15 protein-coding genes, 1 other RNA gene and 2 pseudogenes are annotated in these 21,205 nt (G+C 54.5%); 15 read left to right on the top strand and 3 right to left on the bottom strand.

Annotated features, from left to right (window positions below; genetic code table 11):
- Window positions 1-6 precede the first annotated feature (6 nt).
- The 15 genes and pseudogenes from virB11 to FHY18_RS02990 all read left to right on the top strand — a co-directional run bounded on the left by virB11 (window position 7) and on the right by FHY18_RS02990 (window position 15,065).
- On the top strand, window positions 7-1,044 hold the full coding sequence (virB11, locus tag FHY18_RS03060) for a P-type DNA transfer ATPase VirB11 (RefSeq protein ID WP_259150984.1): 1,038 nt from the start codon (window positions 7-9) through the stop codon (window positions 1,042-1,044).
- 108 nt (window positions 1,045-1,152) lie between these two features.
- The gene (locus FHY18_RS03055) at window positions 1,153-2,097 is read left to right on the top strand and encodes a lytic transglycosylase domain-containing protein (RefSeq protein WP_259150983.1); all 945 of its coding nucleotides are present in this window, start codon (window positions 1,153-1,155) and stop codon (window positions 2,095-2,097) included.
- Window positions 2,098-2,159: 62 nt separating this feature from the next.
- Window positions 2,160-2,552: a TrbC/VirB2 family protein gene (locus FHY18_RS03050; RefSeq protein ID WP_259150981.1), complete on the top strand. Its 393-nt coding sequence runs from the start codon at window positions 2,160-2,162 to the stop codon at window positions 2,550-2,552.
- 1 nt (window position 2,553) lies between these two features.
- Window positions 2,554-2,856: a VirB3 family type IV secretion system protein gene (locus FHY18_RS03045; RefSeq protein WP_084725979.1), complete on the top strand. Its 303-nt coding sequence runs from the start codon at window positions 2,554-2,556 to the stop codon at window positions 2,854-2,856.
- A 93-nt stretch (window positions 2,857-2,949) separates the two neighbouring features.
- Window positions 2,950-5,382 (top strand): VirB4 family type IV secretion/conjugal transfer ATPase, encoded by a 2,433-nt coding sequence (locus tag FHY18_RS03040; RefSeq protein WP_259150979.1) that lies wholly within the window; start codon window positions 2,950-2,952, stop codon window positions 5,380-5,382.
- Window positions 5,383-5,451: 69 nt separating this feature from the next.
- A complete protein-coding gene (locus FHY18_RS03035) occupies window positions 5,452-6,225 on the top strand; it encodes a hypothetical protein (RefSeq protein WP_259150977.1) in 774 nt (257 codons plus the stop codon).
- Window positions 6,226-6,281: 56 nt separating this feature from the next.
- Window positions 6,282-7,451, top strand: a complete 1,170-nt coding sequence (locus FHY18_RS03030; protein ID WP_259150976.1) for a type IV secretion system protein — start codon at window positions 6,282-6,284, stop codon at window positions 7,449-7,451.
- 591 nt (window positions 7,452-8,042) lie between these two features.
- Window positions 8,043-8,342 (top strand): hypothetical protein, encoded by a 300-nt coding sequence (locus FHY18_RS03025; RefSeq protein WP_259150975.1) that lies wholly within the window; start codon window positions 8,043-8,045, stop codon window positions 8,340-8,342.
- A 1,156-nt stretch (window positions 8,343-9,498) separates the two neighbouring features.
- Complete coding sequence (locus FHY18_RS03020) at window positions 9,499-9,798, top strand: hypothetical protein (protein ID WP_259150973.1); 300 nt, start codon at window positions 9,499-9,501, stop codon at window positions 9,796-9,798.
- Window positions 9,799-10,474: 676 nt separating this feature from the next.
- On the top strand, window positions 10,475-10,993 hold the full coding sequence (locus FHY18_RS03015; RefSeq protein WP_259150972.1) for a DUF4189 domain-containing protein: 519 nt from the start codon (window positions 10,475-10,477) through the stop codon (window positions 10,991-10,993).
- Window positions 10,994-11,552: 559 nt separating this feature from the next.
- Window positions 11,553-11,976, top strand: a pseudogene (locus tag FHY18_RS03010) (hypothetical protein); the annotation flags it as partial.
- Window positions 11,977-12,003: 27 nt separating this feature from the next.
- Window positions 12,004-12,522 carry a DUF4189 domain-containing protein gene (locus FHY18_RS03005; protein ID WP_259150971.1) on the top strand — a complete coding sequence of 173 codons (519 nt, stop codon included), beginning with the start codon at window positions 12,004-12,006 and terminating at the stop codon, window positions 12,520-12,522.
- A 52-nt stretch (window positions 12,523-12,574) separates the two neighbouring features.
- Window positions 12,575-12,874, top strand: coding sequence for a hypothetical protein (locus tag FHY18_RS03000; protein WP_259150970.1), 300 nt, complete (start codon window positions 12,575-12,577; stop codon window positions 12,872-12,874).
- A 165-nt stretch (window positions 12,875-13,039) separates the two neighbouring features.
- A pseudogene (locus tag FHY18_RS02995) lies at window positions 13,040-13,255 on the top strand (hypothetical protein); the annotation flags it as partial.
- A 190-nt stretch (window positions 13,256-13,445) separates the two neighbouring features.
- Window positions 13,446-15,065: an alpha-amylase family glycosyl hydrolase gene (locus FHY18_RS02990; protein WP_259150969.1), complete on the top strand. Its 1,620-nt coding sequence runs from the start codon at window positions 13,446-13,448 to the stop codon at window positions 15,063-15,065.
- 352 nt (window positions 15,066-15,417) lie between these two features.
- Here FHY18_RS02990 and FHY18_RS02985 read toward each other — a convergent pair.
- From FHY18_RS02985 to FHY18_RS02975, 3 genes are all read right to left on the bottom strand, one after another.
- Window positions 15,418-15,493: non-coding RNA, sX9 sRNA (locus FHY18_RS02985), on the bottom strand.
- Between the two features lie 343 nt (window positions 15,494-15,836).
- Complete coding sequence (locus tag FHY18_RS02980) at window positions 15,837-18,611, bottom strand: TonB-dependent receptor (protein ID WP_259150968.1); 2,775 nt, start codon at window positions 18,609-18,611, stop codon at window positions 15,837-15,839.
- A gap of 310 nt (window positions 18,612-18,921) precedes the next feature.
- Window positions 18,922-21,003, bottom strand: coding sequence for a glycoside hydrolase family 97 protein (locus FHY18_RS02975; RefSeq protein WP_259150967.1), 2,082 nt, complete (start codon window positions 21,001-21,003; stop codon window positions 18,922-18,924).
- Between the last annotated feature and the right edge of the window lie 202 nt (window positions 21,004-21,205).

Here is a 21,205-nt window from a genome sequence, read left to right as displayed (position 1 = left end):
GCGCACGTGGACGTAGAAGTTTCGCCCGTCTCAAAGGCATCCAGCGAATTTCTTGAATACCAGTACAGTGTGCTTGGTATTCAGGAATATATGCTGTCGTCAGAAGTGACCGAGATCTGCATAAATCGTCCGGGAGAAGTGTATTTGGAGACCCGTGGTGGTTGGGAGCGGGTAGAGGTGCCTAGCTTGACGTTCGAGCGTGCGCGTCAATTCTGTACAGCGGTGGTGAATGAAAGTAACACGGGTCAGCGCATCACCGACGCTGATCCGGTTGTTTCACTAACCTTTCCTACGGGTCAGCGCGCACAATTTGTGGTTCCTCCCGCATGTGATGCCGGTAAAGTCTCGATTACAATTCGCCTGCCCTCGAAACACACAAAAACACTATCTCAATATCAAGAGGATGGATTCTTCGATCAGATATTGGAGCACTGCGGAGAGATCAGTGAGCATGACAAAGAGCTTCTAATGCTCCGCCAATGCCGGCAGTATGCCGAGTTTTTTAGGCAGGCTGTTCTCTATAAGAAAAATATTGTTGTGTCTGGAGCGACCGGTAGCGGTAAAACGACGTTCATGAAGTCGCTGGTCAACCACATTCCTGGAAGCGAGCGTCTTGTGACGATCGAGGACGCACGCGAATTGTTTATTTCGCAGCCGAATGTAGTTCATCTCCTCTACTCAAAGGGCGGGCAGAGCGCTAGCAACGTGACAGCCAAGAGCTGCATGGAGGCCTGCTTGCGTATGAAGCCTGATCGCATCATCTTAGCTGAGTTGCGCGGCGATGAAGCGTTTTATTTCATAAGAAATTGTGCTTCTGGACATCCTGGATCCATAACCAGTTGTCATGCCGGTAGTCCAGAGCAGACTTGGGACCAGTTGGCGCTGATGGTAAAGGCTTCAGCCGAGGGTTCTGGTTTGGAGTTTAATGTGATAAAACGATTGTTGATGATGACAATCGATGTCGTGGTCCATATTAAAGCACACGAAGGTCGTAGATACATCACAGGCATTGATTTTAATCCAGAGAGGGGTTTTCAGTCATGATCAAAAGAAGGACCTCGCCTTTTCCGGCCTCGACTGAATTCGCTTCAAATATTTCCTTGCGTGAATCGACGGTTTGCTTGAATTTTGATGAAGAGAGAGGGGTGTAGCGTGCTCCCCGGAATTGAAATGATGGCATGTGGAGAAATGGCTGCTCCGCTTTCGGTGATGCAGCACGTCGTCCACGTCGAGTCCTCTCATAATCCCTATGCTATTGGGGTTGTGGGTGGCAGGCTTATGCGACAGCCAAAGAATCTGGGTGAAGCGCTTTCCACTGTTCAGATGCTTCAGGAAAAGGGCTACAACTTTTCACTGGGACTCGCTCAAGTAAATCGCTACAATCTGTCGAAATATGGTTTGCAATCTTATGAGCAAGCGTTTCAGCAGTGCCCAAACCTGAAAGCTGGCTCCGCTATACTTTCAGAATGTTATCAGCGATCTGGGAAGGATTGGGGGAAAGCGCTTAGCTGCTACTATTCAGGAAATTTTGTAACTGGTTTTCGGCATGGCTACGTGCAAAAAGTGTTCAATTCGATGGCACAAGCCAATGCGCAGCCGAGCGCTGCTCCTATTCCTTTGGTAGGCGAAGCTCAGGCCCAAGTCCGTCACCCGGTGAAGTCAGTCAAAGCATCTCTCCAGTCGTTGCCGGATCGGCTCTTGTCACGTGTAATAGATGACCGTCTGCAGAACGATAACCCGCTGTCGCAGCAAGATGCGGCTCAGGTCTTTCCACAAGGCGCCGCGGGCATGGAAGCCGGGTCGATGCGTTCAGGCCAAGGTGGGCCACTAGGCTCGATGCCCCAAGTCCTCCGAAGCGCGGGGAGAGACACGCAAGTGTCTGACTCAAAGCATGCAAACTCTTCACGATCGCCCAATGGCTCCCCAGCATCCCCAAATATCTCGAGTGACGGAGAAGTTGCCGTATTGATGAGTTCACGGGTACCGGTGATACTAGGTGCTCCTCAAAAGCAAGCTGCCACAAACAAGCCAGCTCCTGCAGCCGCCCCTTCACAGCAGCAAAGCGTGCAAGTAGGGGATTCGGCGTTTGTTTTCTAGCCTCCGGCATGGCCGATCCGGTAGGTGCACCACCATGTTGGGCCTTAATAAGGAGATTTACAATGAAGCATGCCAAACTCACTTCCCCCGAGATCCAGCGCACAGTAAAAACCGTTTTCAAGTCTGCGATATTTGTAGCGGCCTTGTCTGCATCTTCAGCTTTCGCGCAAAATTTTGGTGGCACCGACACAAAGACCTGTGAATTCTTCACAAGTATCACCGGGCTCCTTAACATCGCTTCCATCGCAGTGGTCACCATTGCGGTGATTTTTGCAGGTTACCAAATCGCGTTTGCACATAAGCGGATTGGTGATGTAGCGCCGATCTTGATCGGTGGCGTACTGATCGGAGCAGCTGGTCAGATTGCCCGCATGCTCTTGGGTACGGGAGCTGGTGGCTCCTGCGGAGCGGTGAACGCTTTTGTCACCCACAGCCTGCCGTTCTTGACCGCCTGACATGAAGAAAAACGTCGTCTTCCGCGGTTGCACCAGGCCCGCAATGTTTTTGGGGGTGCCTTATGTGCCGTTTTTTATCGGTGCAGGCGGGACGCTTGTTTTCTCCATGTATACAAATTTGCTATATCTTTTTCTCATTCCCGTCATTATTTTCATAATGCGCCAAATGGCGCGGCGTGATGAGATGATATTTCGCCTGTTAGGGTTGCGGTGGCAGTTCAAATTCAGAGTCAGGAATGTGCGCGCCAATTCAGGAAAATGGATTTTTTCACCCAACAGTTATCGGAAAAGCCCGCCCCCGTGAAATCGGTTGGCTTTTGATAGTCTAGGAGTCGGCGTCGCAAGACGCCGACTTCCTCGTGTTTTCAGGATTACCCACAGGGGTCAGGTCAAGCTGATGTTTAACCCAGATACTTCCATAAGCGAATTTATTCCTTTCTCGTCACACGTTGCGGCGAATGTAGTCAAGACGACTGGGGGAGACTATCTGCTGACATGGCACCTTGAAGGTCTGCCGTTTGTTGGTCGTGATGAATGGGAGCTCGAACATCGGCATAATACCTTTAATAGGTTACTTCAGACCTTGCGGGCGCCAGATTTCGTAAATGTTGCTTTCTGGGTGCATGACGTGCGGCGTAGAAGAAAACTGACGCACAAAGGCAGCTACAGTAACTTGTTCAACCAGCAATTATCTGAAAAGTATTTTGAAATGCTGTCGTCGCAGCGGCTCATGCAGAATGAGCTCTACTTGACGATGCTTTATCGCCCAATGGTTGCCGGTAAGCGATTTGCAGAGAAATCTAAAGATATCAAACGGTTGCAGGCTGCGCAGGAACAGGCAGTAGCGAAGCTGATCGAGCTCGCGGGAAACGTTGAGGCGGTCATTCGTGACTATGCTCCCTATCGCCTCGGTATCTATGAAGCAAAAAATGGAGTGGTCTTTTCAGAGACCCTTGAATTCTTTGCTTATCTTATCAACAGGATTGATGAGCCGGTTCCCGTTTTGACTGCGCCGGTTAATGAATACTTGCCTGTCAGCCGGCATATGTTTTCATCCAAAAGTGGCGATTATGTAATTAATACTCCCAATGGCGTTAACCATTTTGGTGCGCTTTTGAATGTCAAAGAGTATGCTGAGGGGACATACCCAGGAATTTTGAATGGTCTGAAGTACTTGGACTTCGAGTATGTGATTACGCATTCCTTTAGTCCGATTGGACGTCAGGATGCTCTACGCGTGCTGGACCGGACGAAGGGCATGATGATCTCCTCTGGAGATAAAGCTGTTAGCCAGATCATAGAGTTGGATATGGCGATGGACCAGATTGCCTCCGGTAACTTTGTCCTTGGCGAGTATCATTTCACAATGGCCGTCTATGCAGACAGTCAGGACTCTTTGACGCAGAATATCGCTGCCACGCGCGCGGAACTGTCGAACGGTGGGTTTGTTTCTGCCAAGGAAGATCTTGCAGTCGCATCATCGTTTTATTCGCAGCTGCCGGGTAACTGGCGGTATCGCACACGCATTGCCAATGTCAGTTCATTGAATTTTCTCGGTTTGTCTCCACTCCATAATTTTGCGACGGGCAAACGAAGCAATAACCCCTGGGGAGATTGTGTCACTACGCTCCAGACCACGAATGGTCAGCCTTACTTTTTCAACTTTCATGCGACTCACCCAGGCGAAAATTCGCTCGGAGAGAAGGCGATTGCCAATACGATGGTGATTGGTAAGTCTGGTACGGGCAAAACTGCGCTTATCAACTTTTTGCTGAGTCAGGTGCAAAAGTATGAGCCTGCGCCGACAATTTTCTTCTTCGACAAAGATCGCGGTGCCGAGATCTTTGTGCGTGCCTGTGGTGGTAATTATTTGGCGCTCGACAACGGAATGCCTACCGGTTTCAATCCATTTCAATGCGAAAGAAATGAAAGTAATGTTCAATTTTTGGCAGATCTGATCAAGGTGCTGGCGGGTAAGCGTGAATACAGCTCGCGAGAAGAAGAGGACATTTTCCGTGCTGTGGAGAATATGCTTGACACACCAATGCATCTGCGCAGCATGACTAACTTCCAAAAAAGCTTGCCCAATATGGGGGATGATGGCTTGTTTGCGCGTATGCGTCGATGGACTTCCGGTAATTCTCTTGGGTGGGTGTTTGATAATCCTGTCGATACCATTGATTTGTCCCGAGCCAATATCATTGGTTTCGACTATACGGATGTTATCGACAACCCTGAAGTGCGTGTGCCAGTGATTAATTATTTGCTTCACAAGCTGGAGACTCTGATCGATGGGCGTCCGCTGATCTACGTTATGGATGAGTTCTGGAAAATCCTTGATGGGGGCGGTGCCTTGAAGGAGTTCGCGAAGAACAAGCAAAAGACCATTCGTAAGCAGAACGGCCTAGGTATCTTCGCGACTCAAAGTCCTGAAGATGCATTGAAAAGCGATATTTCGGCTGCGTTGATCGAACAGACAGCGACGTTGATCCTTCTGCCTAATCCCAACGCAGATCGCGAAGATTACATCAATGGGTTGAAGTTGAGCGAGGCGGAGTATCAGGTTGTGATTGGGTTGGACGAGCGCTCACGGTGTTTCCTGGTCAAGCAAGGGCACGCTTCCAGCGTCTGCCAGCTCAACCTACGTGGAATGGACGATGCGCTGGCGGTTATCTCAGCGTCCACTGACAATATCGAGATCATGCATGCATCGGTCAACGATGCTGCCTCCCGGCTGCATGTGTCCGCCAACGATGTACCACCTGAAGAGTGGCTGCCCGCGTTTTACGAAAATAGAAAGGGTTCTGGTAAAAGAAAGGCAGTAGTTTAGAATGTAATCGATCGTTTGTAGCTTGATTTTGTCACGGTTGTCGCAACTCTGAATGCTAGGAGAATTTCCATGAGTCGTCAGTTGAAAGTTGGATTTCCAAAACTAAAAGCCCGGATTTTGGCCGTTTCCTTGTATGCCAGTCTCGGCCTGACCTTGGTGCCGCTTAACGCTGGAGCTAGTGGCGTTCCGGTCATAGACCTAGCCGCGATCGGAGAGTCGATCAAGAATATGCTTGCAACAGTTCAACAGTGGGGCGTGGAGTACAGTCAATACACTGCACAATTTGAGCTTCTTCAGAAAAACCTGGTTCAGTTGCAGTCTATGATCAATACGTTCGGGCTGCCAAGTGGCGTTAAACTTGAGCCGGTGTCGCCTAATTTTGGATTCGAGCGTTGCGGTGGCGGTATCAGCTTTAGCTTGTCGTCCATCACAAGCATGCTGAGTAGTTCTACTGGATTTGCGAATAGTAATCCGCGTGAGCAACAAAAGCAGCTTTGCGTGGCTATTCAGTATATGAAAAATCAGCGTTATAACTATGTCGTTGGCTTTCTGGCTGAAACTATGCCGACCATGGATCAGAGCTTGAACAAGCTGATGTCCCTGCGCAATTTAAGTATGAAGCCAGGTGATCTTAATGCTTCCATGTATTCTCTAAATGATACGAATACGCGCATGACCAAGACTTTTGAGCAAGTGAATAATCAAGTCAAGGGTTATGATACGTATATCGCTGCGTTGGAAGATAACCAGCGCGCACTTACGCAGGATATGTTGCGTGGAAAACAGAATATATTGGGTACGGTAGTGAAAACAGCCGCTCTTGCTAAAGCGCTTGAAGATTAGTGAATGGAGTTGTCAAGATGTTCGTCGTTGCCCGAATCGTTGATTGAGGTGTTGTAATGGCAAATGGAATTTCAAATTTTGGGCAATGGATGAATAATCTGAGTGTGCAAGCGCTCAGTCCTTATCCTGGTGTCTCGTCGGTCGGTGACTTCGTCTTCTATCGCCAGATCATGAGTTATCTGACGAATAGAATTTCCGAATTCGAGGCGGATCTTCTGGGGCGGTTTACCCTCTGGGTCTCGGGCGTTGCAATGATCGTGTTGACGATTTGGGTAATGATCCAAGGCTTCAATATGATCACAGGCCGTAGTCGGGAATCGATGGCTGCCTTCATTGTGACGATGTGTAAAAGCGCACTGATCGTCACGATAGCCGCTTCGATCGGCATGTCGAGTCCCTTTATCCAGAAGTTCGTCAACGACGATGTCAAGAAAGAGATTGCGTATGCGATCACTGGTGAAAACAAGACTCCGGAAGATCAGGTCGACGAAAGCTTGGGGTGGATGCAGGTAGCTCTGTCTAGCATTGACGTGCTTGACGTTGTACAGGACCCGACATTGGACTCGCAGAAGTCCCGCGCAATGTGGATGGTCGGTGTTGGAACCGGGGGGCCTGCGGTCGTTGCCGGTTCCATGATGTTGCTGTATCGCATTGCGATGGCATTGTTTGTCGGCTTTGGGCCGTTGTTCATTTTGTGCCTGTTATTCGAGCAGACAAAATCCTTGTTTCAACGGTGGTTGTTCTATGGGATCGGCACATTTTTCTCAATGTCAGTCCTGGCGGTCATGACGTCCATCGCGTTGGACATGGTCACCAAGGTGTCTTTGGCCTTCTGGGGCTCTTCGCTGATAGGCAGCGTTTTAGGCCAGGATTTCAACTCGGGTATCAGCAGCCAAGCCCTGCAGCAAGGGGGTATGGGCCTGATCCTGACCACATTGATCTTGACCGCACCTCCCATGGCTGCGATGTTCTTCCAAGGAACGCTTGGAGCGTTTACGCCGTACGCAGCGATGGGAGCAGCCACCGGCGCTTCTGGTGCTGCAAGTCGACCGGGTCCGCAGGGGCAACCGCCGGGGTCTTATGGATACTCTCCGTCTCAACCATCTGATGTAGGTAGAGAAGAATCTAACAACACTAGGGTCAATGTGCCTAGAATGAACACCACATCTTCAGGCGAGATGTTAGCGGGTTCAAAGGGAGCGCATCAGGATCGTGGAGTTGTTTAATCGCAGCGTGCGGTAGCGGACTCGTTGCATGGGAGATACTATGAAAAATCTCAAATTGTTGATTCTAATATTTTTTATTGTCGTCATAGGCACCCCGTATGCTTGGGCGCAGACTGCTTGCCCGATCGGGACGGCAGCAGGGTCCGCTTCATGCGGCCCGTCACCTGGCTCGGTAGGCGGCAGCGTCGAAGAAAATCCTCCACCGCGCGCGGTGCCGAATGGTGAGTGGGAGTCCAGATGGGGTTCAATATCTGTTGATGGCTCCACAGGGAGTGTTGGTACCTCTAATAATCTAGGGAGTAAATCAGAAGCTGTATCTCGAGCAAAAAGAGATTGCGAATCTGACGGCTCTAAAGATTGCAAAACGGTTGCCGCGTATAGTAACCAGTGTATTTCACTGGCGTGGCCCTCAGTAGAGAATAAGAAATTTTCTACTGGTCTAAACGACGATGAGAGCGTCGCAATAGAGAGGTCTGTTTCTAATTGTAATAAATTCGGAGGTGTGTGTAGAAGTGTTTACTCAGCATGCAGTTCGCCGATTTTTCATAAATATTGATTGCGTAAGCATTTTTTAAGTTCACTGGAGATCCTATGAAATCCGGCATTATTTTTATCTTCTTTCTTCAAGTTATTAGCGGGTCTGCCAATGCGGCCGATTCTTGTGCAACACTAATGTGCATGTCAGGAAAATTAGTTGGTGCCAGTACTGGCAACAGTTGTGCAGGTCCGATGGCAGATTATTTCAAAATCGTTCGATTTGATCGCCACGGGTACAGCGAAAATAAAACCAGAAATGCTCGTCAGGCATACCTAGACTCCTGCAGCTCGGAAACGACGGGCGAGGGTAAACGCATCAACGATAAATTTGGAACTATGCGTGTGGGTTTTTAAAGTATCTGTTGATGATTGGTAAGGATTTTGGCGGCACAGGCCGCCAAATCTTGTCAACCTGTTAACCCGTCGATTAGGACGGGTGGTCATTAGCTGAATTTGGAGCGAAGGCCGCTTGCCGATGGTGTCCTCACAGTCGCCCGCTAAGTCGCTGCTGTTACGTAGCCGCGCTGGCAGTGATTGCTAAGGTGTCTTATGCCCTTTGAGGCTTCTTGCTGATAGGCAGCGTTTTAGGCCAGGATTTCAACTCGGGTATCAGCAGCCAAGCCCTGCAGCAAGGGGGTATGGGCCTGATCCTGACCACATTGATCTTGACCGCACCTCCCATGGCTGCGATGTTCTTCCAAGGAACGCTTGGAGCGTTTACGCCGTATGCAGCGATGGGAGCAGCTTCTGGTGCTGCAAGTCGACCGGGTCCGCAAGGGCAACCGCCGGGATCTTATGCCCCACAAACGTATTCACCGCCCCAAATCAGTCGGGATTCCAATTCTGATATGGTAGCTGGCACCGTATCGCCCACCAGGGTAATGCGTGATGCGCCAAGTCTCTCTCAGCAAGGGAGCGGAAAGTTTGCAAACGCTCCATTATCGGAGCGGCCGGGAGGTAACAATGGATAAATTTATCTTTTGTAAAAAAATTCTTCTATGCCTTTGTTTATTATGGGTACCGTCAACGTCCACGGTGCTTGCTCAAACTGCATGTCCGATTGGGACCGCAGCTGGTAGTGCAATGTGCGGCCCAACGTCGGGAAGTGACGCGAATTCAAATTCAAATGATTTTATTCCGGCTCCAGCACCCAGGCCAAACGGTGAATGGTTAAAGACATGGGGGGCGGTTGCGCAAGCTAGTACTGGGGATACTGGTTTAAGTAAGGGATTTCTTTCAAAAAGAGAGGCTTCCGTAGATGCGCTAAATAAGTGTGCAAATTGGGGGGCGGTAGACTGCAAAGTTATAGTGACGTACAGGAATCAATGCATTGCCTCCGTTAACCCAACTGACGGTAGTGCGAGTGGGGCAATTGCTAATGCATCGTCTATAGAAACTGCAGAGAAGATCGCTCGTGAACATTGTGAGAAATCAGGAAGGGCCTGTAAATTGACTTTTTCAGACTGTTCTGAGCCAAAATTTAAAAGCTTTTAGCTTTAAAGGATCATACATGAAAAGCGTAGCAATTATTTTTATAGCTCTTTTCACAACCTCGTTTGGAGCAGATGCTGGAGATTCTTGCGCCACGCTAATGTGCATGTCAGGAAAATTAGTTGGTGCAAGTACCGGTAAAAGCTGCGCCGGGCCTATGGCCGATTACTTCAAAATCGTCAGATTTGATCGTCATGGCTATAGTGAAAATAAAACAAAGAATGCCCGGCAAGCATGCCTGGACTCCTGCAGCTCGGAAACGACAGGCGAGGGTAAACGCATCAACGATAAATTTGGAACCATGCGTGTAGGTTCTTAAAGTATCTGTTGATGATTGGTAAGGATTTTGGCGGCATGGGCGCCAAATCATGTCAACCTGTTAACCCGTCGATTAGGACGGGTAGTCATTCACTGAATTTGGAGCGAAGGCTGCTTGCTGATGGTGTCCTCACATTCGCCCGCTAAGTCGCTGCTGTTACGTAGCCGCGCTGGCAGTGGTTGCTAAGGTGTCTTATGCCCTTTGAGGCTTCTTGCTGATAGGCAGCCTTTTAGGCCAGGATTTCAACTCGGGTATCAGCAGCCAAGCCCTGCAGCAAGGAAGTATGGGCCTTATTCTGACCAATTTGATCTTGACCACACCTTCAATTGCTGCGATGTTCTTCCAAGGAACGCCTGGAGCGTTTACGCCGTATGCAGCGATGGGGCAGCTTCTGGTGCTGCAAGTCGACCGGGTCCGCAGGGGCAACCGCCGGGGTCGTATGGCTACGCTCCTGCAATGCCTTCCGATAATGGCAGGGAAGATTCTACTGGTGGCACTAGGGTCTCTAGTCCTGGGCCGCGGATTCTGAATAATCAAGGTGAAATGCTAGCTGGCGCCAAGGGAGCTCACAAGGATCGCGTGTAATTAATTTGGATTGGATTTTTTGCAGCTGGATCCCCATTGAATATTTGCGCAAAAATTTAAACCGTGATTCCGGCACTATTGGAGATGACTTATGTTTGGCTCGCATAAATTTTTCGTTTTTATAATTTTATTTTTATGCTCGATTGTTGGTGCTTCTGCACAAACAGCATGCCCAATAGGTACTGCTGCTGGTGGCGCGACATGCGGTCCGTCTCCGGCCGGGGGCGGGTATGATGCAGTGCAAGAAGCTCCTCCACCTCGAGCAGTTCCAACAGGGGAGTGGGAATCCAAATGGGGCTCAATCTGGTTAGATCCAGTGACGTCCGCAGTGGGTACTTCTGAAAATAATCCGAACAAAGCAACCGCGGTAGCAAAAGCCAAGAAAATATGCGCATCTGATGGCTCAAAAGGTTGTAAGGAGATAACGACTTACAGCAATCAATGTGTCTCATTGGCTTGGCCTTCGGTTCAGAATAAGGCAATTGCCACTGGGCTTGGAAAATCCGAAGGAATTGCAATTAGTAGATCGGTTGAAAATTGTAACAAGCATGGCGGAGAGTGTAAGAATGTTTATTCGGCTTGTAGTAGCCCTGTTTTCCATAAATACTAGGTCTTTAGAATTTTCTGGTAATAATTTTTTCAGCCTATTGTTTATTAATTCGGAGCTTATCTGATGAAATTCTCGCGCCCAGCTTTTCTAGGACTAATGCTTGCTGTCGGACCAGCTTATGCGGGAGATTCTTGTGCAACACTAATGTGCATGTCAGGAAAATTAGTTGGTGCCAGTACGGGCAACAGTTGTGCAGGTCCGATGGCAGATTATTTCAAAATTGTTCGATTTGATCGCCACGGGTATAGCGAAAATAAAACCAGAAATGCTCGGCAGGCATACCTGGACTCCTGCAGCTCGGAAACGACAGGCGAGGGTAAGCGTATCAACGATAAATTTGGAACCATGCGTGTGGGTTTTTAAAGTATCTGTTCATGATTGGTAAGGATTTTGGCGGCATAGGCCGCCAAATCTCGTCAACCTGTCGATCGCGGTGGGTGACCAATTGCTCAATTCGGAGCGAACGTTGCTTGTCTGCGTCCCCACAGCCTTCTATTGAGCCTTAGGGATTGGAGTAAGGCGATTCCCTGTCCGCTAACATTGCTGCGGTTACGGCGCCGCGTTGGACATGGTCACCAAGGTGTCTTTGGCCTTCTGGGGCTCTTCGCTGATAGGCAGCGTTTTAGGCCAGGATTTCAACTCGGGTATCAGCAGCCAAGCCCTGCAGCAAGGGGGTATGGGCCTGATCCTGACCACATTGATCTTGACCGCACCTCCCGGCTGCGATGTTCTTCCAAGGAACGCTTGGAGCGTTTACGCCGTATGCAGCGATGGGAGCAGCTTCTGGTGCTGCAAGTCGACCGGGTCCGCAGGGGCAACCGCCGGGGTCGTATGGCTATAATCCCCAGCAGCCGGCTGATGTGGGCCGAGAAGAGCGAAATGTCAACTCTGGAATGAATTCGCCAGTCGTTAGAGGTCGACAGGGAGGCCAGGAAATGTTAGCTGGTTCGAAAGGCGTTTATAATCGCAATGATCAAGCTTAATAAAATTTCATAAACCGGTGGTTTAATATGAATGGTTTTTTTTGTTTTTTTTGCATCATTGGTTTTTGCGCCTTTTTAATTGGTGATGCGGACGCGCAAACTGCTTGTCCAATTGGCACTGCAGCAGGCTCAGCAGTGTGCGGCCCTACCGAAACTGGTGGCGGTGGTTACGATAATAATGAGGTGCCTGCTCCTAGGGCTGTGCCTACCGGTAAGTGGGAGTCGCGTTGGGGTGCTATTGCTATCGACAGTCTGACTGGAAGTGTCGGGACTTCATTTGACCTGAAAAGTAAGTCAGCTGCGGCTTCCGAAGCAATTAGCACGTGTGCGGTGGAAGATTCAAAAAAGTGCAAGCTTATAACAACTTATAGTAATCAATGCATTGCGCTAGCTTGGCCATCTGTTAAGGGAAGGCCTGCTTCAACCGGGCTGGCAAAAGAGGAAAATTATGCGAAGATCCGTGCCATCGATAATTGTAATGAGAGTGGTGGAGATTGCAAAGTAATATATTCTGCCTGTAGTCAGCCTGTTTTTTTTAAATATTAAAATACTTCATCAGGGCTTTCGGTATAACGAATATAAACTCGGAGTTTTTCTTATGAGGCTTTTGCATGTAGCGCTTTTATTAGTAATGTTTGGTGTTGGACCAGCTTATGCGGGAGATTCATGCTCAACATTGATGTGTATGTCTGGAAAATTGGTTGGTGCAAGTATCGGTAAAAGTTGTGCCGGCCCCATGGCGGATTACTTCAAGATCGTCAGATTTGATCGTCATGGTTACAGTGAAAGTAAGACAAAAAATGCCCGGCAGGCATATCTAGACTCCTGCAGCTCGGAAACGACAGGCGAGGGTAAGCGTATCAACGATAAATTTGGAACCATGCGTGTGGGTTTTTAAAGTATCTGTTGATGATTGGTAAGGATTTTGGCGGCATATGCGTCAAATCTCGTCAACCTGTTAACCCGTCGATTAAGACGGGTGGCCATTCACTGAATTTGGAGCCAAGGTTGCTTGCCGATGGCGTCCTCACAGTGCCCGCTAAGTCGCTGCTGTTACGTAGCCGCGCTGGCAGTGGTTGCTAAGGTGTCATATGCCCATTGAGGCTTCTTGCTGATAGGGGGTGTTTTAGGTCAGGATTTCAACTCGAGTATCAGCAGCCAAGCCCTGCGGCAAGGGGGTATGGGCCTGATCCTGACCACATTGATCTTGACCGCACCTCCCATGGCTGCGATGTTCTTCCAAGGAACGCTTGGAGCGTTTACGCCGTATGCAGCGATGGTGTCGACTCCCTTAATTCAGTTCCAACTAAAATTAGAGGTGTGCGGTGGGTAATCAACGCCTAGCGATCTCTCAGCAATAGCGATGAATACGTATGCACGCGCGCGCCTGTCGCGCATTGCGCCGCTAGGCTAACTCCCTTGGCTGGCGGCCATGTTGGTTGCCCGCAGTGGCCCGGGAGGGGGTATACATGTCGCAGACACCATGGTGGCGCGGGGCCGTCATCTATCAGATCTATCCGCGTAGTTTTCTGGATTCCAATGGCGATGGGGTGGGCGATCTGCCGGGCATCATCGCCAAGCTCGACTACATCGCCGGCTTGGGCGTGGATGCGATCTGGATCTCGCCGTTCTTCAAGTCACCGATGGCCGATTTCGGCTATGACATCGCGGACTACCGGGCGGTGGATCCGCTGTTCGGCACGCTGGAAGATTTCGATCGCCTGCTCGACAAGGCGCATGCGCTCGGGCTGAAGGTGATGATCGACCAGGTGCTGAGCCATACCTCGATCGAACATGCGTGGTTTCAGGAGAGCCGGCAGGACAAGACCAACGCAAAGGCGGACTGGTACGTGTGGGCCGATCCGCGCGAGGACGGCACGCCGCCCAATAATTGGCTATCGATCTTCGGCGGGGTGGCGTGGCAGTGGGAGCCGCGGCGCGAGCAGTACTACCTGCATAACTTTTTGGTGGATCAGCCGGATCTCAATTTCCACAACACCGATGTGCAGCAGGCGACCCTGGACAATGTGCGGTTCTGGCTGGATCGCGGGGTCGATGGCTTCCGTCTGGATGCGATCAACTTCTGCTTCCACGATGCGCAGCTGCGCGACAACCCGGCCAAGCCGGCGGACAAGCGGGTGGGGCGTGGCTTCAGTGCGGACAATCCGTACGCGTACCAATACCACTACTTCAACAACACGCAGCCGGAGAATCTGCCGTTCCTGGAGCGCCTGCGCGCGTTGCTCGATCGCTACCCGAATGCGGTAAGCCTGGGCGAGATTTCTTCGGAAGATTCGTTGGCAACCACGGCCGAGTACACCGCCAAGGGCCGTTTGCACATGGGCTATAGCTTCGAGCTGTTGGTGCAGGATTACAGCGCTGCCTATATCCGCGAGACGGTCAGTCGGCTCGAGGCGACCATGCTGGAAGGCTGGCCGTGCTGGGCGATTTCCAATCATGACGTGGTGCGTGCGGTGACGCGTTGGGGCGGCGAAGATGCGTCGCCCGCATTGGCGCGGATGGTGGTGGCGCTGCTGTGTTCGCTGCGTGGTTCGGTCTGCCTGTACCAGGGCGAGGAGCTTGGGCTGGGTGAGGCGGATGTGGCATTCGAGGATCTGCAGGACCCGTATGGCATTACGTTCTGGCCAACCTTCAAGGGGCGCGACGGGTGCCGCACGCCGATGCCGTGGACCGATGCGCCGTCAGCGGGTTTCACCAGTGGCAAGCCGTGGCTGCCGTTGGCCGAGCCGCATCGCCTGGCCGCGGTAAGTGTGCAGCAGGGCGACGCGCAGTCGGTGTTGAGCGCGGTGCGTGCGTTTCTTGCCTGGCGCAGGCGCATGCCGGCCTTGTGCGAAGGAGCGATTACGTTCTACGACACCGCCGAGCCGGTGCTGATGTTTCGTCGTGAGCATGCAGGCCGGGTCATGCTGTTGGTCTTCAATTTGTCGTCCGCTGTTGCCGAGCTTGCGCTGCCTGAAGGCGCATGGGTACAGCTCGATGTCCCGGGGGTGGAGCGGGGCGTGATCGAGGATGGACGCGTGAGCTTGCCTGGGCACGCGGTGGTGTGCGCCACGGGCGAGGGCCGATAGCACCGTTTCACAGGCGGGTAGCTGTGATTGAGTGAGACAGGCGAGGCATTCCATCGTGATGCCTCGTTTTTTTTGTATGCGGTGTCTGCTACCAATCAGTGCTTGCGCCGAGCGCTGTGCCCGGCAAGCGACTCAAGATGCGTCAAATGGGTGGTGCTGTTGCAGGAAACGGCAATGCGTGCGCGCCGGCCCGATCAAGCTGCAGGAGCCGGGTGCCTGATGAAGCTGAGTGTGATCGCGACATCGCCAGTCGACGCACTGGCTCGCGTGTCACGGCGTCTGGTGCGCATGGGAATTTCGAGAAGTCAGGTGCGCATGTGGCGCTCAGCACCCGATCCCCTCGATTGAAAGCGGCTGACAGAACGCAGCCAGCAGGCGTCAATTGGTGTGGGTGGGGTACTCTGAATCGGAGTGCACGAGCGGCACATACCCCTCTTGAGCTCCGGTATCGCCCGTTTGGCGTATGCATGGTCTTGTTACTAGCTGCTCCCGTGGTGATCGCGTTTACCCGAATGGCGGTGGTACTCATTCAAAAGAAAAGCCGCGGGTCTTTGACCGGCGGCTTCTGAGTAGGCACCATCTTGAGGTTCTGGAGCGGCGCGCTTTGGGTTGCATTGCGCGGATTGGAGAGCAGCCACTTCTGAATAATCTGGGGAATTATGAAAGCAGTACACCTGGAGCTGATTGTGTTTCCCTGAACCCCGTACCCTCGCCCCAACCCCTCTCCCGGGGGAGAAGGGCTATAGCGCCACTGTTTGGTGCTGCAGCAGATCAGAACTTGTAGTTCACACCCAGCACGAAGGTGCGGCCCCATTCGATGTATTCGAGCGGGCGGTCCTTGGTTTCTGCATAGGTGCGATACGGCGAGTTGCTGAGGTTGCTGGCCTGCAGCAGCAGGGTCAGGCCGGTCAGGCTGCTGTTGTCGCTGAAGTTGTAGCTGATCTGCGCGTCGGTGATGTTTTCGCCGACCACGTAGCGCAGGGTGCGGTTGCCGTTGAAGTTGCCGATCTCGCCGATGAAGTCCGAGCGGCGACGTTGGCTGACGCGCGCTTCGAAGCCCTTGTGCTCGTAATACGCGGTGAGGTTGTACACGCGTTCGGACAGGCCGGGCAGGCTGATTTCGCCATCGCCCACGCTGGAGGCGCTTTCCGGGTCGCGGATCTTGACGTCGCTGTCGTTGAAGGTGGCGCTGGCCTGGATGCCGAAGCCTTCCAGCGGTGCGAACAGCAGGTCCAGCGGCAGCGATGCAGTGAGCTCGACGCCGCGCAACGTGCCGCCCTTGCCATTGAACGGTGCGCTGAAGGTGCCGGTGGTGAGTACCGGGGCCGAGCCCGGCGGCGGCACGTAACCGGCAACCAGTGCGGAGAAGTCGTAGTTGTCGCGGCTCTGGGTGTAGATGTAGCTCTTCAGGTCCTTGTAGAAGAACGCAGCTGCCACATAGGCGCGCTCGGCGAAATATTTTTCGTACGAGAGGTCGATGGCGTTTGCACGCCAGGGGTCGAGCATCGGGTTGCCGCCGCTGGCGCCGGGGCGGCCGGTGGAGGTGTCCACGCCGAACTCCAGCGAGGCGCGTAGCTGGTCCACACGCGGGCGCGCGACCTGTTTGGCCATCGCAAAGCGCAGCGTCTGCTCGTACGGGAACTGGAAGGCCAGATTCAGGCTGGGCAACCAGTCGCGGTACTTCTTGCCGTCGTCGATCGGGCGCACTTCGCTGCCAGGCGGTTGCGAGGCATCCCAGTAATTGGCTTGCGAGGATTGGTCGGCGCTCTGCAGCTGCACGCCGATATTGCCGCGCACGCCAACCTCGCCCCATTCGGTATCGATGTTGGCGCGCAGCCAGGCGGTGGTGATCTTCTCTTCGACCGTCCAGGCCTTGGACACCAGGAACGAGGCATCGTCGCTGGGGTTGAACAGCATGTAGCGCGATACTGCGGCCGGTACGTTCCAGGCTGGCAGGGATCCGAGACCGGCAAAGCCGAGGTTGACCGGGGCGTATTGCAGGTCCGCCGCCACCGTGGCTTCGCCCTGCGCGCCCAGCGTGATGTTGCCTTCCGGCTGGGTCTTCTGCTTTTCGCGATTGGCGTAGTTGACGCCCACGTCCAGATCGGAAAACCAGCGCAGCGCTTCGGGCATGGGGAAGCTTGCCTGCAGGCGCGCGCCCTTCAGCACGTCTTCCACGCGTGGCACCTTGCCGTAGCCGGAGCCGTAGATGGTGTTGGTGAGGAACAGCTCGTCCGGATTGGAATAATTCATGCCCGGCGCCAGCTGCGAGAAGCCGTTGCCGGCGACCGACACTCCCACCGTGTCCAGTTGCGGCATGGGCGCCCGCTGGAGGTTGTTCTCCAGGTTCAGTTCGTCGCGGGTGGCCTTGGAGTAGTTCAGGTCGGCGATGATCTTGACCGCACCGGCAGTGATTTCGTTGTTCCAGCCAAATGCTTCGATCTTGTCTTCGCGCTTGTTGTACATGCCGCGCACCAGCGGATAGACGCCGCTGGCTGTGCCGCCCAGGAAGGTGTTGCGGTCGTTGACGCGCACGTCGGTGATGTTCAGGCCCGGCGTGTAGCCGCCGTTGTAGTTGCTCAGGTTGAGCTCGAACTGGTTGGCCGTGTCGATCTGCTCGGCCTTGGTGTGGAAGGCATCGAGTGTGCTGGTCCAGGCATTGGACGGGCGATACTGCAGCGTGGCCATGACGCCATCGCGCTTCTGGTTGCCGGTGCGGCGCAGCGCCTTGATGCCGTCGGAGAAATACACGCCATCGGCGACGCCGGGGCGCTGGCGCTGTGCGTTGACCGGCTGCCAGGGTTCGTACAAACCCACCTGGTTCTCCTGGATCGGCATGTCGGTGTGGGCGTAGCCGATGGTCAGGCCGATGGTGCGGTCGGCGAACTGGTCGATGTAGCTGACATTGAAGCGGTTGCCGTAGGGGTCGACATTGGCAGCCTTGCCCAGCGAATTGCGCTGGTAACGGCCGCCGATGGCGATCACCCGCTCGTTGTAGCTGAGCGGGCGTGCGGTCTGCATGTCGACGGTGCCGGACAGGCCCTGGCCGACCAGGCCGGCATCCGGGGTCTTGTAGACGGTAACGCCGCTGACCAGCTCGGACGGATACTGGTCGAATTCCACGCTGCGGTTATCGCCGGTGCTGACCACTTCGCGGCCATTGAGCAGGGTGGTGGAAAAGTCCGGCGACAGGCCGCGCACGCTGATCACCTGCGCGCGACCGGCCACGCGCTGCGCGGCCAGGCCAGGCAGGCGCGCAAGCGATTCGGCGATGCTGACGTCGGGCAGGCGGCCGATGTCTTCGGCCGAAATGGCTTCCACGATCGAGGTGGAATCACGCTTGACCGAGATGGCGCCTTCGATCGCGCGGCGCAGGCCGGTGACCTGGACCTTGTCCAACTCGGTGACTGCGCCGGTTGCTTGCTCGGACGCGGGTTGTTCGGTGCCGGTGGCTTGTGCAGGCGTTGCCGATTGCGCGGCAGCCAGCGTCGGTGCCATGGCAACGGCCAGGGCGATACTCAGCGCGGAGCGCTTGTGCTTCAACATTTTCCCCTCCCAGGTACATGTTGTTCTTTGATTTTTTGATCCGGCAGACGCCTGGATGTCATGCGTCGCACGCCCGGACGGACGTCACGACTGCAACGTATGGTAGACACCGCACCCGCATGCAAACGGCTGCTGCATACGTATTCAACCCGCGCAACGGCAATGAAATCGATTCCACACGGCATATCCCGCGCACGAAACGGTCGCCGCCGGGCGCCCATCGTGCGACACGGGATCTACAGCAGCCCGGCGCCGCAGCGACGTGCAATCAATGGCGATGGATGCGGGGCAACGTGTTGCGGGGCATCACTCAACGGTTGCCATCCATCGGTACGAAGCGAACGGCCTGGCCTCCACCGGGGGCCAGGCGCACCTCGAGGGTGTCGGTGCTGCCGACCTGGCGCTCTTCGCGCACGAAAGCGAACGGGTTGCTCACGTAATCGGCGCCGTCGCCATCGCGATAGATCTGCGCGGTATAGCGCACGCCGGGTTCGAGAAAGCCCAGCGGCACCTGCAGCAGGCGACCGTATTCGTCGGTAATGCTGCCCAGGAACCATTCGCGGCTATGCCGATCCTTGCGCGCGATGGTCACGTAGTCGCCCACTTCGCCATTCAATGCGCGGGTCTGGTCCCAGTCCACTGCGACGTCTTCGATGAAGCGGAATGCGTCGCGATGCTGCAGATAATGCTCGGGTAGATCGGCGGCCATCTGGATCGGGCTATACAGCGTCACATACAGCGCCAGTTGCCGCGCCAACGTGCTGGGGATGGCCTGGCCGTTGCGGCCCTTCAGGCTGACGATACCCGGCGTGTAATCCATCGGTCCGGCGAGCAGGCGCGTAAACACCAGGTTGACCTCGTGTTCCGGCGGATTGGGCGGCTGCCCCCAGGCGTTGTATTCCATGCCGCGCGCACCTTCGCGAGAGATCCAGTTGGGATAGGTGCGGCGCAGGCCGGTATCCTTGATCGGCTCGTGCGCATTGACCGCAATATGCCGCTCGGCGGCCTCGCGCACCACGCGCAGATGATGGCGCGCCATCCACTGGCCGTCGTGCCACTCGCGCAGCGGCGCGCCGCCTGCAGGGTTGCGTCGCTCCACCTGGCCGTCGTCGCAGACATAGCCGGTCTTGACCGAGTCCACGCCGAAGCGTGCGTACAGGTCCATCGCCTCGGCGATCTGGTCCTCGTAATGGTCCACTGCGCACCCCGTTTCATGATGGCCGATCAGATGCACGCCTTTGCCCGCGGCGTACGTGCTCAATGCGGGAAGGTCGAAGTCCGGCGTGGATCTTGTGAAATCGAAGCTACCTCCGTTGCCGAACCATTCGCCGTCCCAGCCCGGGTTCCAGCCTTCGACCAGCACACCACGAAATCCGTGTGCGGCGGCAAAGTCGATGTAGCGCCGGGTCGTGGCGGTGGTAGCCGCGTGTTTGGGCCCGGTGGCCCAGGTCTGTTGGTTGAGATGCATCGACCACCACACACCGACGTACTTGGACGGCTTGACCCAGTCCACATTGCCCAGCGCATTGGGTTCGTTGAGGTTGAGGATCAGGTTGGATTCCACCAGGCCGGTGGCCTGATCGGCGATCTGTAGCGTGCGCCACGGCGTATCGAACGGCAGGGTGCGGCGCACCTTCCAGCCTTCGGCTGCGGGCGATAACTGTGCGCGCAGGCGCTGGTCGTCGGTGCGACGCAGCCACATTCCCGCGTAGTCCACCAACGCCGCTTCGTGCAGTGCGAGATGCAGCCCGCTGTCGGTACGTAGCGTGAGCGGCGTGTGGGCCAGGGTGAGTTGATTCAGTGGCGTGCGGTTGTAGAGATACTCGTAATGGATCGGTTCGCCCGCCGGAATCCACCATGCATCGGCGTGTTGAGCAATGGCGAATTCGGTGAGTTCGTCGTCGACGATCGCTTCGCGCAGGCCGGCTTGTTCGGGAAAGTGATAGCGCAGGCCCAGCCCATCGTCGTAGACGCGAAAGACGACCTCGAAGCTACGCTGCGCACCGTCACGCTCGCCCAGGCGAACACGCAATTCGTTGTAGTGGTTGCGGACCAGGCGGGTTTCGCCCCAGGGTTGCTCCCAGGTGTCGTCATGACTCTGGCGTGTCTGCGACAGCACCACCAGTCCGCGGTCCAGGCGTCCGTCGCGCAGATTGAAACCCAGCCGTGAACGCTGCAGCACCGGCTGGCCCAGGCGTTGCACGCGGTAGTACGGCGTGCCGCCATCCAGCTCCAGGCTCACCTGCAGGATCTTGCCGGGCGAGGCGACATCGATCGTGGTGACCTCGGCATGCAGCATTGGCGCCACGCTCGCGATGCAGGCGAGCAACAGCAGGCGCGCGATCCAGCGCGCGCCCAGCGTCGAGCGTGCTCGACATGAAGACAGCGGCATATCCCCTCCCAAGGCGACCGATGCAGAAGCGGCGACTATGCAGCGCTACGCCGTGCAAGCGCCGTGCTGCATGCCCGTTGCTGCCATGAATACGTATGCAGTGGTGCGCCGGGGCAGGGTGCGCGTCTACCATGGCGTACGGCACCTGGGAGGGTCCGCGACCGTGGCACGCCCGTGCCGCGCACCACAACGCGTGCAACGA

Origin of the sequence: Xanthomonas sp. 3793, assembly GCF_024806835.1 — a bacterium.
In the GTDB taxonomy this organism is placed as follows: domain Bacteria; phylum Pseudomonadota; class Gammaproteobacteria; order Xanthomonadales; family Xanthomonadaceae; genus Xanthomonas; species Xanthomonas arboricola_F.
The sequence above is the reverse complement of the archived record's forward strand: the minus strand, read 5'-3'. Positions and strand labels throughout refer to the sequence as shown.

Coding starts and splice junctions, on each gene's coding strand:
- FHY18_RS03045 (WP_084725979.1), top strand. CDS start 2,554: ATGAAGAAAAACGTCGTCTTCCGCGGTTGCACCAGGCCCGCAATGTTT.
- FHY18_RS03050 (WP_259150981.1), top strand. CDS start 2,160: ATGAAGCATGCCAAACTCACTTCCCCCGAGATCCAGCGCACAGTAAAA.
- FHY18_RS03025 (WP_259150975.1), top strand. CDS start 8,043: ATGAAATCCGGCATTATTTTTATCTTCTTTCTTCAAGTTATTAGCGGG.
- FHY18_RS02980 (WP_259150968.1), bottom strand. CDS start 18,611: ATGTTGAAGCACAAGCGCTCCGCGCTGAGTATCGCCCTGGCCGTTGCC.
- FHY18_RS02975 (WP_259150967.1), bottom strand. CDS start 21,003: ATGCCGCTGTCTTCATGTCGAGCACGCTCGACGCTGGGCGCGCGCTGG.
- FHY18_RS03000 (WP_259150970.1), top strand. CDS start 12,575: ATGAGGCTTTTGCATGTAGCGCTTTTATTAGTAATGTTTGGTGTTGGA.
- FHY18_RS03035 (WP_259150977.1), top strand. CDS start 5,452: ATGAGTCGTCAGTTGAAAGTTGGATTTCCAAAACTAAAAGCCCGGATT.
- FHY18_RS03030 (WP_259150976.1), top strand. CDS start 6,282: ATGGCAAATGGAATTTCAAATTTTGGGCAATGGATGAATAATCTGAGT.
- FHY18_RS03015 (WP_259150972.1), top strand. CDS start 10,475: ATGTTTGGCTCGCATAAATTTTTCGTTTTTATAATTTTATTTTTATGC.
- FHY18_RS03040 (WP_259150979.1), top strand. CDS start 2,950: ATGTTTAACCCAGATACTTCCATAAGCGAATTTATTCCTTTCTCGTCA.
- FHY18_RS03005 (WP_259150971.1), top strand. CDS start 12,004: ATGAATGGTTTTTTTTGTTTTTTTTGCATCATTGGTTTTTGCGCCTTT.
- FHY18_RS02990 (WP_259150969.1), top strand. CDS start 13,446: ATGTCGCAGACACCATGGTGGCGCGGGGCCGTCATCTATCAGATCTAT.
- FHY18_RS03020 (WP_259150973.1), top strand. CDS start 9,499: ATGAAAAGCGTAGCAATTATTTTTATAGCTCTTTTCACAACCTCGTTT.